The sequence below is a fragment of the Leifsonia sp. EB34 genome (genome assembly GCF_041260585.1).
Lineage (GTDB): Bacteria > Actinomycetota > Actinomycetes > Actinomycetales > Microbacteriaceae > Leifsonia.
Window position 1 is genome coordinate 1,107,522 of record NZ_JBGCCV010000001.1, and the last position, 13,094, is coordinate 1,120,615.

The 13,094-nt window shown below is 69.0% G+C and carries 8 protein-coding genes and 1 pseudogene; 7 read left to right on the plus strand and 2 right to left on the minus strand.

Features of this window, described 5'->3' with window-relative positions; all coding sequences use genetic code 11:
- Window positions 1-84: 84 nt before the first annotated feature.
- Window positions 85-2,055 carry an erythromycin esterase family protein gene (locus ABIA36_RS05235; protein ID WP_369961220.1) on the plus strand — a complete coding sequence of 657 codons (1,971 nt, stop codon included), beginning with the start codon at window positions 85-87 and terminating at the stop codon, window positions 2,053-2,055.
- On the opposite strand, the pseudogene ppsA reads toward ABIA36_RS05235, so the two are convergent.
- Together ppsA and ABIA36_RS05245 are read right to left on the minus strand one after the other, a co-directional pair.
- A pseudogene (gene ppsA, locus ABIA36_RS05240) lies at window positions 1,937-4,428 on the minus strand (phosphoenolpyruvate synthase). The gene ABIA36_RS05235 and the pseudogene ppsA sit on opposite strands and share 119 nt — an antisense overlap.
- A gap of 80 nt (window positions 4,429-4,508) precedes the next feature.
- A complete protein-coding gene (locus ABIA36_RS05245; RefSeq protein WP_369961221.1) occupies window positions 4,509-5,477 on the minus strand; it encodes a 1-phosphofructokinase family hexose kinase in 969 nt (322 codons plus the stop codon).
- 142 nt (window positions 5,478-5,619) lie between these two features.
- On the opposite strand from ABIA36_RS05245, the gene ftsH reads away from it, so the two are divergent.
- The 6 genes from ftsH (at window position 5,620) to ABIA36_RS05275 (ending at window position 13,091) form a co-directional block, all read left to right on the plus strand.
- On the plus strand, window positions 5,620-7,557 hold the full coding sequence (ftsH, locus tag ABIA36_RS05250; protein WP_369961222.1) for an ATP-dependent zinc metalloprotease FtsH: 1,938 nt from the start codon (window positions 5,620-5,622) through the stop codon (window positions 7,555-7,557).
- Between the two features lie 91 nt (window positions 7,558-7,648).
- Entirely contained in the window at window positions 7,649-9,454 is a 1,806-nt protein-coding gene (gene acsA / locus ABIA36_RS05255; protein ID WP_369961223.1) for an acetate--CoA ligase, read from the plus strand.
- A complete protein-coding gene (gene pdhA, locus ABIA36_RS05260; protein WP_369961224.1) occupies window positions 9,451-10,497 on the plus strand; it encodes a pyruvate dehydrogenase (acetyl-transferring) E1 component subunit alpha in 1,047 nt (348 codons plus the stop codon). The genes acsA and pdhA overlap by 4 nt, the downstream gene beginning before the upstream one ends.
- A complete protein-coding gene (locus tag ABIA36_RS05265) occupies window positions 10,494-11,471 on the plus strand; it encodes an alpha-ketoacid dehydrogenase subunit beta (protein ID WP_369961225.1) in 978 nt (325 codons plus the stop codon). The genes pdhA and ABIA36_RS05265 overlap by 4 nt, the downstream gene beginning before the upstream one ends.
- A complete protein-coding gene (locus ABIA36_RS05270; protein ID WP_369961226.1) occupies window positions 11,464-12,849 on the plus strand; it encodes a 2-oxo acid dehydrogenase subunit E2 in 1,386 nt (461 codons plus the stop codon). Before ABIA36_RS05265 ends, ABIA36_RS05270 begins: the two co-directional genes overlap by 8 nt.
- Complete coding sequence (locus ABIA36_RS05275) at window positions 12,846-13,091, plus strand: acyl carrier protein (protein ID WP_369961227.1); 246 nt, start codon at window positions 12,846-12,848, stop codon at window positions 13,089-13,091. Before ABIA36_RS05270 ends, ABIA36_RS05275 begins: the two co-directional genes overlap by 4 nt.
- Window positions 13,092-13,094: the final 3 nt, after the last annotated feature.

The following is a 13,094-nucleotide window of genomic DNA, read 5'->3' on the forward strand; positions in this document are numbered from 1 at the left end:
CCCTCCAACGTTCCGTCTACGGGACTTTCAGCACTACTCCGCCGCGCTGATCGGGGATTTCCTGTTGGTGAACAAGGAGGAACCATGTTCACCGATCGCCGTCAAGCCGGGCACTCGCTCGCGGATCGACTGCACGACCTCCGAGGTACCGACGCCGTCGTCCTGGGGCTGCCCCGCGGCGGGGTCCCTGTCGCGGCCGTCGTCGCCGAAGATCTCGACCTTCCACTCGATGTGATCGTGGTGCGCAAGCTCGGGATCCCCGGCCAGCCCGAGGTCGCGATGGGCGCCATCGGCGAGGGGGGCGCGGAGGTCCTCAATCCGGCGATCATCTCCCGCGGCTGGATCTCCGAGGAGGAGGTCGAGACGATCGAGCGGGCCGAGCGCCAGGTGCTCGATCGCCGGCTGGCGCTGCTGCGCGAAGGCCGCGAACCGATCGACCTGCGCGGCCGGACGGCGATCATCGTCGACGACGGAATCGCGACAGGCGCGACCGCCAAGGTGTCCTGCGTGGTCGCCCGCCGGCTCGGAGCGAGCGAGGTGGTTCTCGCCGCGCCGGTGATCTCCCCCGCGGCCCTGAACGAGCTCGAGGACGCCGATCGCGTCACCTGCGTACTGCTGCCCCCGCGCTTCCAGGCGGTCGGTCAGTACTACGACGACTTCGGGCAGACGGATGACAGCGAGGTGGTCCGGCTGCTGCACGAGGCCTCGTTGCGTCCGCGGCGACCGCGCTCGCGGCAGCCCGATCCGTCCGACGCGCAGGCGGTTGCGGATCTCCGCGCGATGGCGACGCCGCTCGCGTCGGACGCCGACCTGGAACAGTTGGCCGCGCGCGCCGCACGATCGCACTTCATCTGCATCGGCGAGGCATCGCACGGCACCCACGAGTTCTACGCCTGGCGCGCCACCCTGACCAAGCGACTGATCGAGCTCGGCGGCATCCGGTGGATCGGGGTGGAAGGCGACTGGCCCGACTGCTTCCGCATCGACCGCTGGGTGCGGGGACGCACCGAGCAGTGGGAGGACGCCCATCAGCTGCTCTCCGGCTTCGAACGGTGGCCGCGATGGATGTGGGCGAACACCGACGTCGCGGAGTTCCTGGACTGGCTGCACGACTGGAACCTGACCCGTCCGGACGAGGAGCGGGTGGGGTTCTACGGCCTGGACGTGTACTCCCTGTGGGAGTCGCTCGAGGCGGTCATCGACTGGCTCGCTGCGAACGCTCCTGACGCGGTCCCGACCGCCCTGCGCGCGTGGCGCTGCTTCGAGCCGTACGGCGAGGACCCGCAGGACTACGCCTGGGCGACCCGCCTGGTCCCGGCGTCCTGCGAACCGGACGTGATCGCCCTGCTGACCTCCGTGCGCGAACGCGCCGGACACGCGGCCCCCGGCTTCGACGACGACGAGTCACGCCTCGACGTGCTCCAGAACGCTCTGACAGCGGCCGACGCCGAGCATTACTACCGGGTCATGCTGCAGGGCGATCGAGAGTCGTGGAACATCCGCGACATCCACATGGCCGACACCGCCGACCGGCTCGCCGAACACGCCGGACCTGAGACACAGGGGATCGTGTGGGCGCACAACACCCATGTCGGCGACGCCCGCGGCACGACGATGGGCAACGACGGCATGGTCAACATCGGCGAACTGCTGCGCGAGCGGCACGGCCTCGACGAGGTCTACCTGATCGGGTTCGCGTCCCGCGGCGGCACCGTGCTGGCCAGCCGGTCGTGGGGTTCGACCGAGACCGTATATCCGCTCCCGATGGCCCAGACCGGCAGCCACGAGGACCTTCTCGGCCGGACGCTGCCGGAGGCGGCGGTGCTGCAATTCTCCTCGGCGCCGGGGACGGAATGGCTCACCCGGCAGCGCGGGCATCGCGCCGTCGGGGTCGTCTATGACCCGCGCCGGGAGTCCGGCAACTACGTGCCCACCGTCATGGGCCGACGCTACGACGCGCTGCTGTGGATCCCGCAGACGACCGCGTTGACTCCGCTGTCGCATGAGCCGCGCCCGGAGTCTCCCGAGTTGGAGACGGAGCCGTCGGGGTTCTGACCGTCTTCTCGGCGCCGGCGATGCGGTCGACGGTGCGGAGGAAGCTGTCCGGGTTGAGCGAGATCGAGTCGATGCCCTGCGCGACCAGGAACTCGGCGAACTCCGGATGATCGCTCGGCCCCTGCCCGCAGATGCCGATCTTGATGTTCGCCTCGTGCGCCCGGCGAATGGCCTCGGCGATCATCCATTCGACGGCGGGGTCCCGCTCATCGAACAACGCGGCGAGCTGCGCCGAATCCCGATCCACTCCGAGGGTGAGCTGGGTGAGGTCGTTCGACCCGATCGAGAACCCGTCGAAGCGGGACGCGAACTCGACCGCGCGGATGACATTCGACGGAATCTCGCACATCATGTAGACCTGCAACCCGTCCTCACCGCGAATCAGGCCGTTCCCTGCCATCTCAGCCATCACCCGGTCCGCCTCCCCCGGCGTTCGGCAGAACGGCACCATGACGATGATGTTCCCGAAACCGATGCGTTCTCGCGCGCGCTTCAGCGCCCGGCACTCGAGTGCGAAAGCCTCGCGATATTCGGGGGCGTAGTAGCGCGACGCCCCGCGGAACCCGAGCATCGGATTCTCCTCCGGCCGCTCGAATACCTCTCCTCCGACGAGGTGAGCATATTCGTTCGCCTTGAAGTCGCTTAACCGGACGATCACATCGTGGGGATTGTAGGGCGCCGCCAGCTTGGCGAGCCCGCGCGCCAACGTCTCGACGAAGAACTCGGAAGGATCGTCGAATCCCGCCGTCAGCTCGCGGATGCGTCGACGATCGCTCTCGTCCGTCACACGCTCGGGATGGACGAGCGCCATCGGATGCACCGTGATGAGGTCGTTGATGATGAACTCCATCCGAGCAAGCCCCACGCCAGCCGCCGGAAGCCGCCACCAGCGGAACGCCGACTCGGGGCTCGCGACGTTCACCATCACCTTCGTGCGGGTGGCGGGCACCGCGCTCAGGTCGATGTCGGTGCGCTCGAAACCCAGGATCCCGTCGTAGACGTGGCCCACGTCGCCTTCCGCGCACGACAGCGTCACAGCCTGCCCGTCGGCGATCGTCTCGGTCGCCGCGAGGGTGCCCACCACTGCCGGGATGCCGAGCTCCCGGCTCACGATCGCCGCGTGGCTGGTGGAGCCGCCGTGGTCGGTGATGATCCCGGAGGCTCGGGCCATGACCGACACCCAGTCCGGATCCGTCATCTCGGCCACCAGCACCGCGCCGTCCCGGAAGTCGGCGATCTGCGCCGGATGGCGGATGACGCATGCCGCGCCGGCGGCGATCGAGTCGCCGATAGCCGCCCCGGAGAGGAGCAAGCGCCCGGTCTCGGTCAGATGGTGCTCGGTGAACTGCGTTCCCGTCTTGACCGCTTGCACGGTCTCGGGTCGAGCCTGGACCAGATACATCGCTCCGGTGACTCCGTCGCGGGCCCACTCCATGTCCATCGGGCGTCCATAAGGTTCTCCACGAGAACTGCCCAGCGCGCCAATTCGAGGACCTCGTCGTCGCTCAGCACGAAAGCACTCCGCTGACGTGCCGGGGTGTCGGCGATGCGCGTGCGCTTGGTGCCGCCTCGGCTGTAGACCATCATCCGGGCCTTCGCACCGAGAGTCCGTTCGATGATCGGAGCTGCCCCGTGCTGATCGAGCAACGGCTTGAACACGAGGTGGCGATCGGGCTCAACGGCACCTTGGACGACCAGTTCGCCGAGGCCCCACGCCGCACTGACGACGACGACCCGCGGGAACCCGGTCTCGGTGTCGATGGAGAACATGACCCCCGAGCCGCCCAGGTCGGAGCGGACCATCTGCTGCACGCCGATGGAAAGTGCCACGTCGAGGTGGTCGAAGCCTTTGACCTCTCGATAGCTGATCGCCCGGTCGGTGAAGAGCGAAGCGTAGCAACGGCGGCAGGCGGTCAGCAGGTCCCGTTCTCCGACGACGTTGAGGAAGGTCTCCTGGGCACCGGCGAAGCTCGCGTCCGGGAGGTCCTCCGCCGTGGCGCTGCTGCGGACCGCGACCGCCGGCGCCGACACGTCCAACCGGTCGGCGAGTGCGCCGTAGCAGGCGGTGATCGCGGTCGCGATCTCGGACGGGAACTCACCGGCAAGAAACAGCTCCCGGAGCGCTTCGCCGGTCTGGCGCAACGTTGCTCCGCCCTCGCGGTAGCGCCCCAGCAGGCCGCGCATCGACCCTTCGATACCGTTCGCCGCGACGAAAGCACGGTAGGCGGTCGCCGTGGTGGCGAAACCGTCCGGCACTCTGATCCCCTCGGTGGCGAGGGAGCGCATCATCTCGCCGAGAGAGGCGTTCTTCCCGCCGACCTGCGGGACGTCGCGCATTCCAACGTCCTCGAACCACACGACGTAATCGTCCATGACCTCGCCCCTCTCGACATCGCCGGGATACTCCCCGCCGGAACGCACGGCGTTCACGTTACGATCGCGCTCGGCTCCTCCTACAGGGCCTTTCGACCCGCCTCGGGCGAAAGGCCGAGCTCGAATCGTTCGACATCCTCGCGGCGGCACAGCTCCGAGGCGGGCGTGGTCACCGCCGCGGCGCCGGCCGCGACCGCTGTGCGGAAAGCATCCTGGACGGAACGCCCTTGCGACAGGCGGAGCACGAAACCCGCGAGGAAGCTGTCACCGGCGCCCACGCTGCTGACTGCGTCGACGACCGGAGCCTTCAACGCGTACGTCTCTTCGCGGGAAGCGAGCACAGCGCCTTCCGCTCCGAGGGTGAGGGCGACGTACTCGGCTCCTCCATCGGCGATCAGCGCAGAAGCCGCCTCCAACCGGCTCTGCGCGGTGTCCAGCGACGACCCCACGTGCGTCTCCAACTCCCGGCGGCTCGGCGCCACCAGGAACGTCCCCTCCGTGAGCGCCGCGGCCAAAGCGGGACCAGTGGAGTCGACCACGCATCGAGCGCCGGCGTTCCTCGCCAGTCTGACGACGCGTGCATAGAAATCGTCGGGCACTCCCGGGGGGAGACTCCCGCTGGCGACGAGGTAACCGCCGGGCGAGACTGTCTGCGATACGTAGTCCAGGCACGATCGCCATTCCCGATCGCTCAGATGAGGGCCGGCGAGCACGAAGCGATACTGCGATCCGTTCGCCGTGTCGTCGACCGTGAAACTCTCCCGGGTGCTCCCCTCGATCGGTACGACCACGCTCGGCACCCGCTCGCCCTCCACAAGACGGCGGTAGGCGTCCCCGAGGGGACCGCCCGCCGTGAACAGCGCTACGGTGCGTCCACCGAGGCGCCGAACCACCCGCGACACATTGACGCCCCCGCCGCCGGGAGCCAGCCGGCTCGTACTGCAGCGCAGCTTGTGCTCGGCAACCACCTCCGCGGTCGACGTGCTGATGTCGAGCGCCGGGTTCACCGTCAGCGTCAGGATCTGAGCGGCGGCGCTGAATGACTCCATGCCGACCGAGCATTCCCTACCTGCGCTCGATACCGCAGGGTCGAAGGTCACGTCGGCGCACGGGCCGTAAGACCCTTCCCCGTAGTCCGGACCGGCGTTTCACTGAGCGCATGGCAGACGACGACACCACCGCTCGGACACCATGACGACCGAACCGACAAATCCGCGGCGTCGCCGCTCCTGGCTCCTGTGGCTTGTGTCCGCCGTCGCGTTGATCGGTCTGGGCCTGACTCTCTTCCTCCCCGGAGTGCTCGCCCCCTCGACCACGACGCTCAGCTACACGGAATTCGTCACCGACGTGCAAGCACACAAGGTGTCCACAGCGACCATCGACTCCGACGGGACGGTGAACGGCACATTGACCTCCGGCAGTCCGTACACCACGGCGATCCCGCTCCCGCTCGCCGGGCAGCCGGTGCTCACGTCGCTGCGGTCCGCCGACGTCGCAGTGACGTTCGTTCCCGCGAGCACGGGTTCGTTCTGGTCGAGCCTCGGAACCTGGTTGCTCATCCTCGGGCCCATCGTCCTGGTGTGGTGGTTCATGGCGAGGATGGCACGGCGGGCCGGCGCGTCGGGCGGGATCTTCGGTGTCACCAGGTCCTCTGCGAAGCTGTTCACCCCCTCGGCGCGGACGACGACCTTCGCCGACGTCGCCGGATACGAGGGTGTGAAAGGCGAGGTCTCCGAAATCGTCGACTTCCTGCGCAACCCTGACCGCTATCGCCGCCTGGGAGCCGAGGCGCCACGCGGTGTGCTGCTCGTCGGACCTCCCGGAACCGGCAAGACCCTCCTCGCTCGCGCCGTCGCCGGCGAGGCCGCGGTCAACTTCTTCTCGGTCGACGGCTCCAGCTTCGTCGAAATGTTCGTCGGCGTCGGCGCCTCCCGGGTGCGGGACCTCTTCCAGACCGTGCATTCGAACGCGCCGGCCATCCTCTTCATCGACGAAATCGACGCGATCGGCCAACGGCGCTCGGGCGCCACCTCGTATGCGTCCAACGACGAGCGCGAGCAGACCCTCAACCAGCTTCTCGCCGAAATGGACGGCTTCGAGACCTCGTCGGGTGTTGTCCTGCTCGCGGCCACCAACCGACCCGATGTCCTAGACGCCGCGCTTCTTCGGCCCGGACGTTTCGACCGGCACATCACGGTCCCGCTCCCGAACGCGGGAGAGCGGACCGCGATCCTGAAGGTCCACTGCCGGGACAAGCCGCTCGACCCGGCCCTCGACCTGGAAGCCGTCGCGCGAGGGACGCCCGGCTTCTCCGGCGCCGACCTCGCCAATCTCGCCAACGAAGCGGCGATCGAAGCCGTCCGTGCCGGGCGGGAACGCATCGTGGCATCGGACTTCGCGGCCGCGCGCGACCGGCTGATCCTGGGACGTCGCGAGAGCTCCAGCGTCCTGCTCCTGGAGGAGAAGCGACAAGTCGCCGTGCACGAGTGCGGCCACGCCATCGTCGCCGCGCTGAGCGAAAACGCCGACCCCGTCGAGAAAATCACGATCCTCCCTGCCGGAGACACCCTGGGCGCCACCGAGCAACTTCCCCTCGCCGAGCACCACCTCCAGGGAGAACGTGCCCTCCTCGACCGTCTCGCCATCGCCATGGGCGGCCGTGCCGCCGAGTTGATCGTCTACGGCGAAGGCTCCACAGGAGCCGCGTCGGACCTCGCCGCCGCCACGGCACTGGCGACACGCATCGTGCGCGACTTCGGCTTATCCCCCGCCCTCGGCCCGATCGGCTATCCGACAGGCGAGGACGCCGCCGAGAGCGGTACGACGCTGAACCGGCCGTACTCCGAGGAGACGCAGAGGGCCGTCGACACCGAGGTCGCACGACTGCTGCGTGAGGCCGAGGCCAGGGCGAGGGAACTTCTCTCCCGCAACCGCGACGCCCTCGACAAGCTGGTCGCGCGACTGTTCGACTCCGAGACCCTCGACGGAGCGGACGTGTATGAGCTACTCGGCAGGGCCGTACCCGAACGGGTCCCGGAACTGGGCGCCAAAGTCAGCCCCGCTGTGCGCCAGACCGGGAACTCCCGCGCCGCACCACCCAGCGCGACGAAGCCGACGCGATCCGCGTGACCCTCAAGCGCCAAAGCGAGGAAGATCCCGCCGATGGCCCACGGGTCCTTCGGCCCTTCCCGCACCCGGTCCCCCGGACTTGGCTGACCGTATGACAACGCTGAGCGGCGCCATACGCCGGCCCACGATCCACACGGATCCGAGCACTCTGCGCGTGACCCCGAACCTGCTGGATTACGAGGCCACCTGCCGATCATTCACCTGGGAACAGGCGCGCCAGACGCTGACCGGGTTGCCGGGTGGCGGCCTGAACATCGCGTACGAGGCCGTCGATCGGCACGCTGCGGGTCGCGACGCCACCAAGGATGCTCTTCGTTTCATCCACGCCGACGGGACGGTCGACGCGGTGACCTACTCCGAGCTCGCGGAGCGAACCGACTGCTTCGCGAGCGTGCTGCGCGCGCTCGGGGTCGGGCGCGGCGAGCGCGTGTTCTCGCTGCTCGGCCGCCGCCCCGAACTCTACGTCTCCGTGCTCGGGACGTTGAAAAACGCCAGCGTGTTCTGCCCGCTCTTCTCCGCGTTCGGTCCAGAACCGGTTCGGCAGCGCATGCAGCTCGGCACCGCTCGCGTGCTGGTCACCACGCGCGCGTTCTACGCCAAGAAGGTCGCGCCGATCCGTTCCGAACTCCCGACGCTCGAGCACGTGCTACTCGTCGACGCAGAGATCGGCGCCCGGCTACCGGAAGACACCCTCGATCTCGCCGCCCTGATGCGGGACGCGCCGCCCTGCGCACCGATCGTGCCGACCGCTGACGACGACCTGGCCCTGCTGCATTTCACGAGCGGCACGACGGGCCTACCAAAAGGGGCGGTGCACGTGCACGAGGCGGTGGTCGCCCACGCCTCCACCGGGCTGTACGCTCTCGACCTGCACCCCGACGACGTGTTCTGGTGCACCGCAGACCCCGGGTGGGTAACGGGCATGTCGTATGGAGTCATCGCGCCGCTCGTGCACGGCGTGACGACTGTCGTCGACGAAGACGAACTGGACGCCGACCGCTGGTACGGCATCCTCGAACAGCAGAAGGTGTCGGTCTGGTATACCGCCCCCACCGCGCTGCGGATGCTTATGAAAGCAGGGGCCGATCGCGTGGCCGGACACGACCTCTCGGCGCTCCGGTTCATTGCGAGCGTCGGAGAGCCGCTGAACCCCGAAGTGGTGGCCTGGGGGGTCGACGCGTTCGGAATGCCGATCCACGACAACTGGTGGCAGACCGAGACCGGCGGCATCATGATCGCGAACTTCGCCGCGATGGATGTCCGTCCCGGCTCGATGGGACGCCCGCTTCCCGGCGTGACCGCCGCGCTCGTGCGCCGAGACGACAACGGGGCCGCACTGGTGCGGGACGGAGAAGCAGTGCTGGTGACGGAGCCGGACAGCGTGGGTGAGCTCGCGCTGCGACCGGGCTGGCCATCGATGTTCCGCGGCTACCTCGGCGAGCCCGAACGGTACGCCCGCTGCTTCGTCGGCGGCTGGTACCTCACCGGCGACCTCGCGATGCGGGACGCCGACGGGTACTTCTGGTTCGTCGGCCGCGGCGACGACGTGATCAAATCCTCCGGCCATCTCATCGGCCCCTTCGAAGTCGAGAGCTCCCTCATGGAGCATCCGGCCGTCGCCGAGGCGGCCGTTATCGGCATCCCCGACCCGGTCGCAGGCGAAGTCGTGAAGGCGTTCGTCGAACTGCGCCCCGGCTGGGAGCCCACCGATGCGCTCAGGCTCGAGCTGATCGGATTCGCACGCAAGCGGCTCGGACCCGCGGTGGCCCCGCGCGAACTCGATTTCACCGAGGCGCTGCCGCGGACCCGGAGCGGCAAAATCCTAAGGCGCCTGCTCAAAGCCCGCGAACTGGGCCTGCCCGAAGGCGACACATCGACAGTCGAGGTACCACGATGACCACGTCCCGAACGAGCAGGAGCACCCGGACCCCGCGCGCCACCGGAGCCGCCCTGCCGACGACGCCCCCAAAGGATGCGGGGAACGCACTCGGCCGTCGCCTCCTGAAGGACATGCTCCGAGTCAGACGCCTCGAGGAGAAATGCGTCGAACTCTACAGCGCTGCCAAGATCCGCGGCTTCATGCACGTCTACATCGGGCAGGAGGCCGTGGCGGCCGGGGTACTGGCAACCCTCGATCCGGGGGACGGTGTCGTGGCGACCTACCGTGAGCACGGTCATGCACTCCTGAAGGGCGTGACAGCGCGCGCGATCCTCGCCGAAATGTACGGCCACGTCGAAGGCTGCTGTCTCGGCCGCGGCGGCTCCATGCACCTGTTCGACGCAGCGACCCGCTTCTACGGCGGCAACGCAATCGTCGCCGGCGGTCTCCCGCTCGCCGTCGGACTCGCACTGGCCGACAAGCTGGCCGGTCGCTCTCGCGTCACCGCATGCTTCTTCGGCGAGGGGGCCGTGGCGGAGGGCGAGTTCCACGAGGCGCTGAACCTGGCCGCCCTCTGGCAGTTGCCTGTGCTGTTCTGCTGCGAGAACAACCTCTACGCGATGGGCACCGCACTCGACCGCTCCGAATCGCAGACCGACATCGCGCTCAAAGCCGCCGCCTACGAGATCCCCGCCTGGGCCGTCGACGGGATGGACGCCCTCGCGGTCGAGGAGACCGCCCGCCGCGCCGTCGACGCCGTGCGCTCCGGAGGAGGGCCGCACTTCCTCGAACTGCGCACGTACCGCTTCCGCGCACATTCGATGTACGACCCGGAACTCTACCGCGACAAGTCCGAAGTGGAGGCGTGGATGAAGCACGACCCGATCGACGCGCTGCGCTCCCGGCTGACGGCGTCGAGTGCAATCTCCGACGCGGACTGGGCCGCCTTGGAGAAGGAGGTCGCCGCCGACATCGACGACGCGGTCGCCTTCGCGGAGGCCGGGACGCCCGAGCCGGTCGCCGAGCTCACACGGTTCGTGTACAGCGAAGTCACCTCATGAAGACGACCTACCGGGAGGCCATGCGCGCGGCCATCCGCGAATCCCTCCAGCGCGACGATCGCGTCTTCCTGATGGGAGAGGACGTCGGCAAGTACGGCGGCTGCTTCGCGGTGAGCCTCGGCCTCCTGGACGAGTTCGGGCCCGACCGAATCCGCGACACCCCGCTGTCGGAGTCCGGGTTCGTCGGCGCGGGCATCGGCGCGGCCCTCGGCGGGATGCGGCCCATCGTCGAGATCATGACCGTCAACTTCAGCCTGCTGGCCCTCGACCAGATCATGAACAACGCAGCGAGCATCCTGCACATGTCGGGCGGCCAGTTCAACGTGCCGATCGTGTTCCGGATGACCACCGGCGCCGGGCGCCAACTAGCCGCGCAGCACTCCCACAGCCTCGAAGGCTGGTACGCGCACATCCCCGGACTTCACATCCTCACCCCGGCAACCCTGGAGGACGCCCGCGGCATGCTGTGGACGGCGCTCCAGAACCCCGACCCGGTGCTGATCTTCGAGCACGGGTCGCTCTACCCGCGCAGCGGAGATCTCGCTGACGACGCCGGTCCGGTCGACATCGTCAGCGCCGCGGTCCGGCGGCCCGGCTCCGACGTCTCCCTCATCACCTACGGCGGCACGCTGCAGATGGTCCTCGACGCAGCAGACCGGCTGGCCGCCGACGGCATCGACGCGGAGGTGATCGACCTCCGGACGCTACGGCCGCTCGACGAGGCGACGATCCTCGCCAGCGTGACGAAGACACACCGCGCCGTCGTGATCGACGAAGGCTGGCGCAGCGGAAGCATCTCGGCCGAGGTCAGCGCCCGGATCACCGAGCACGCGTTCTACGAACTCGACGCACCCGTCGGGCGTGTCTGCAGCGCCGAAGTCCCCACACCATACGCGCACGAGCTCGAGCAGGCGGCACTGCCGTCGGCCGACCGGGTCCTCGCCGCGGCACGCGAGGCGGTGGGCCGTGGGTGACTTCCTGATGCCCGCGCTCGGCGCCGACATGGAGCAGGGCACGCTGGTGGAATGGCTGGTGAAGCCCGGCGACGCCGTGCACCGAGGGCAGCTGGTCGCCTCCGTCGACACCGACAAATCCGTCATCGACGTCGAGACCTTCGAGGACGGCGTCGTCTCCGAGCTCCTCGCACACGTCGGCGACGTGCTCCCCGTCGGTGCGCCCCTGGCACGGATCACGCCGACCCCGGCGTCCGCGGGAGAAGCAGCGCCGAAGACTCCCGCGGTCGCTCGCTCAGCGACCACCCCGCCTGCAGTGACTGTCACCACCCCGATCAGCCCGCCGGTCCGCAGGCTGGCGCAGCGGCTCGGCGTCGACACGGGGTCGCTCCGTGGCACAGGTCGTGGCGGCACCATCACGCACAAGGACGTGGAGCGGGCCGCCGGGCCGGCGCCGGCACGCACCGCTGCCTCCGCCACGCCTGCCGGCGCAACCCCGCCAGGCCAGGCCAACGCACCCGTTCGCGGACGCTCGTCACCGCGGGCGCGGAAGCTGGCGGCCGAACGAGGCGTCGACCTGACCGCTGTCTCAGGATCCGGCCCGGGCGGCGCGGTGATCGAGCGGGATCTCGTCGGCGCTCCGGCATCCGCTGCGGCGCCCACCCCCGCGCCCGGGCCTGTTCCGTTGTCGGAACCTGTGCGGTCGTCGGGACCTGCGACATCGACCGCGAAGCGCACCGCCGGGCTACGCCGTGCGATCGGCGCGCTGATGGCCCGCTCCAAGAAGACCATCCCGCACTACTACCTCAGCACCACGATCGACCTCCGCGCGGCGATGGCCTGGATGACCGACGCCAACGCGCGCCGTCCCGTGTCGTCACGGCTCGTGCCCGCGATCCTGCTGATGAAGGCGACAGCGCTCGCGGTACGCGACGTCCCCGAGATGAACGGCTACGTCGTCGACGGCGAGTTCCAAGCGAGCGCACCCATCCACCTCGGCGTGGTCGTCGCGCTCCGCGGAGGCGGCGTCGTCGCCCCGGCAATCCTCGACGCCGACACGCTCAACCTCGACGACCTGATGACCCGGCTCCGCGACCTGGCCGCCCGAGCCAGGGCCGGCCGGCTGCAGCGCGCGGAGATGACTGAGGCCACGATCACCGTCACCAACCTCGGCGACCTCGGGGTCGACAGCGTCTTCGGCGTGATCTACCCGCCGCAAGTCGCCCTCGTCGGCTTCGGCCGGGTAGCCGAGCAGCCCTGGGCCCACGACGGAATGGTGGGTGCGCGTCCGGCCGTCGTCGCCACGCTCTCCGCCGACCACCGCGTCAGCGACGGCATGCGCGGCGCACGGTTCCTCAGCCGTATCGACGAACTGCTGCAGAGACCGGAGAAGCTATGAACACCCAGGATGCTCGGGCCGCCGTAACGGCCGCCTTCGCAGAGGTCGCGCCGGATATCGCGCCGGATGACCTCATCGAGCGCGCCCGCCTGCGGCAGGACCTCGAAATCGACTCGCTCGACTTCCTCCGCCTGATCGAGCTGGTCGCCGAGTCAACCGGTGTCGACACCCCCGAAGACGACTACCGGCAGCTCGACACGGTAGGTGGCTTCATCGGCTACGTCGCTTCCCACGGGCGGTGAGTG

Bases quoted from the DNA above. Each gene is read 5' to 3' on its own strand.
- ftsH (WP_369961222.1), top strand. From the start codon at position 5,620: ATGACGACCGAACCGACAAATCCGCGGCGTCGCCGCTCCTGGCTCCTG.
- ABIA36_RS05235 (WP_369961220.1), top strand. From the start codon at position 85: ATGTTCACCGATCGCCGTCAAGCCGGGCACTCGCTCGCGGATCGACTG.
- acsA (WP_369961223.1), top strand. From the start codon at position 7,649: ATGACAACGCTGAGCGGCGCCATACGCCGGCCCACGATCCACACGGAT.
- pdhA (WP_369961224.1), top strand. From the start codon at position 9,451: ATGACCACGTCCCGAACGAGCAGGAGCACCCGGACCCCGCGCGCCACC.
- ABIA36_RS05275 (WP_369961227.1), top strand. From the start codon at position 12,846: ATGAACACCCAGGATGCTCGGGCCGCCGTAACGGCCGCCTTCGCAGAG.
- ABIA36_RS05265 (WP_369961225.1), top strand. From the start codon at position 10,494: ATGAAGACGACCTACCGGGAGGCCATGCGCGCGGCCATCCGCGAATCC.
- ABIA36_RS05245 (WP_369961221.1), bottom strand. From the start codon at position 5,477: ATGGAGTCATTCAGCGCCGCCGCTCAGATCCTGACGCTGACGGTGAAC.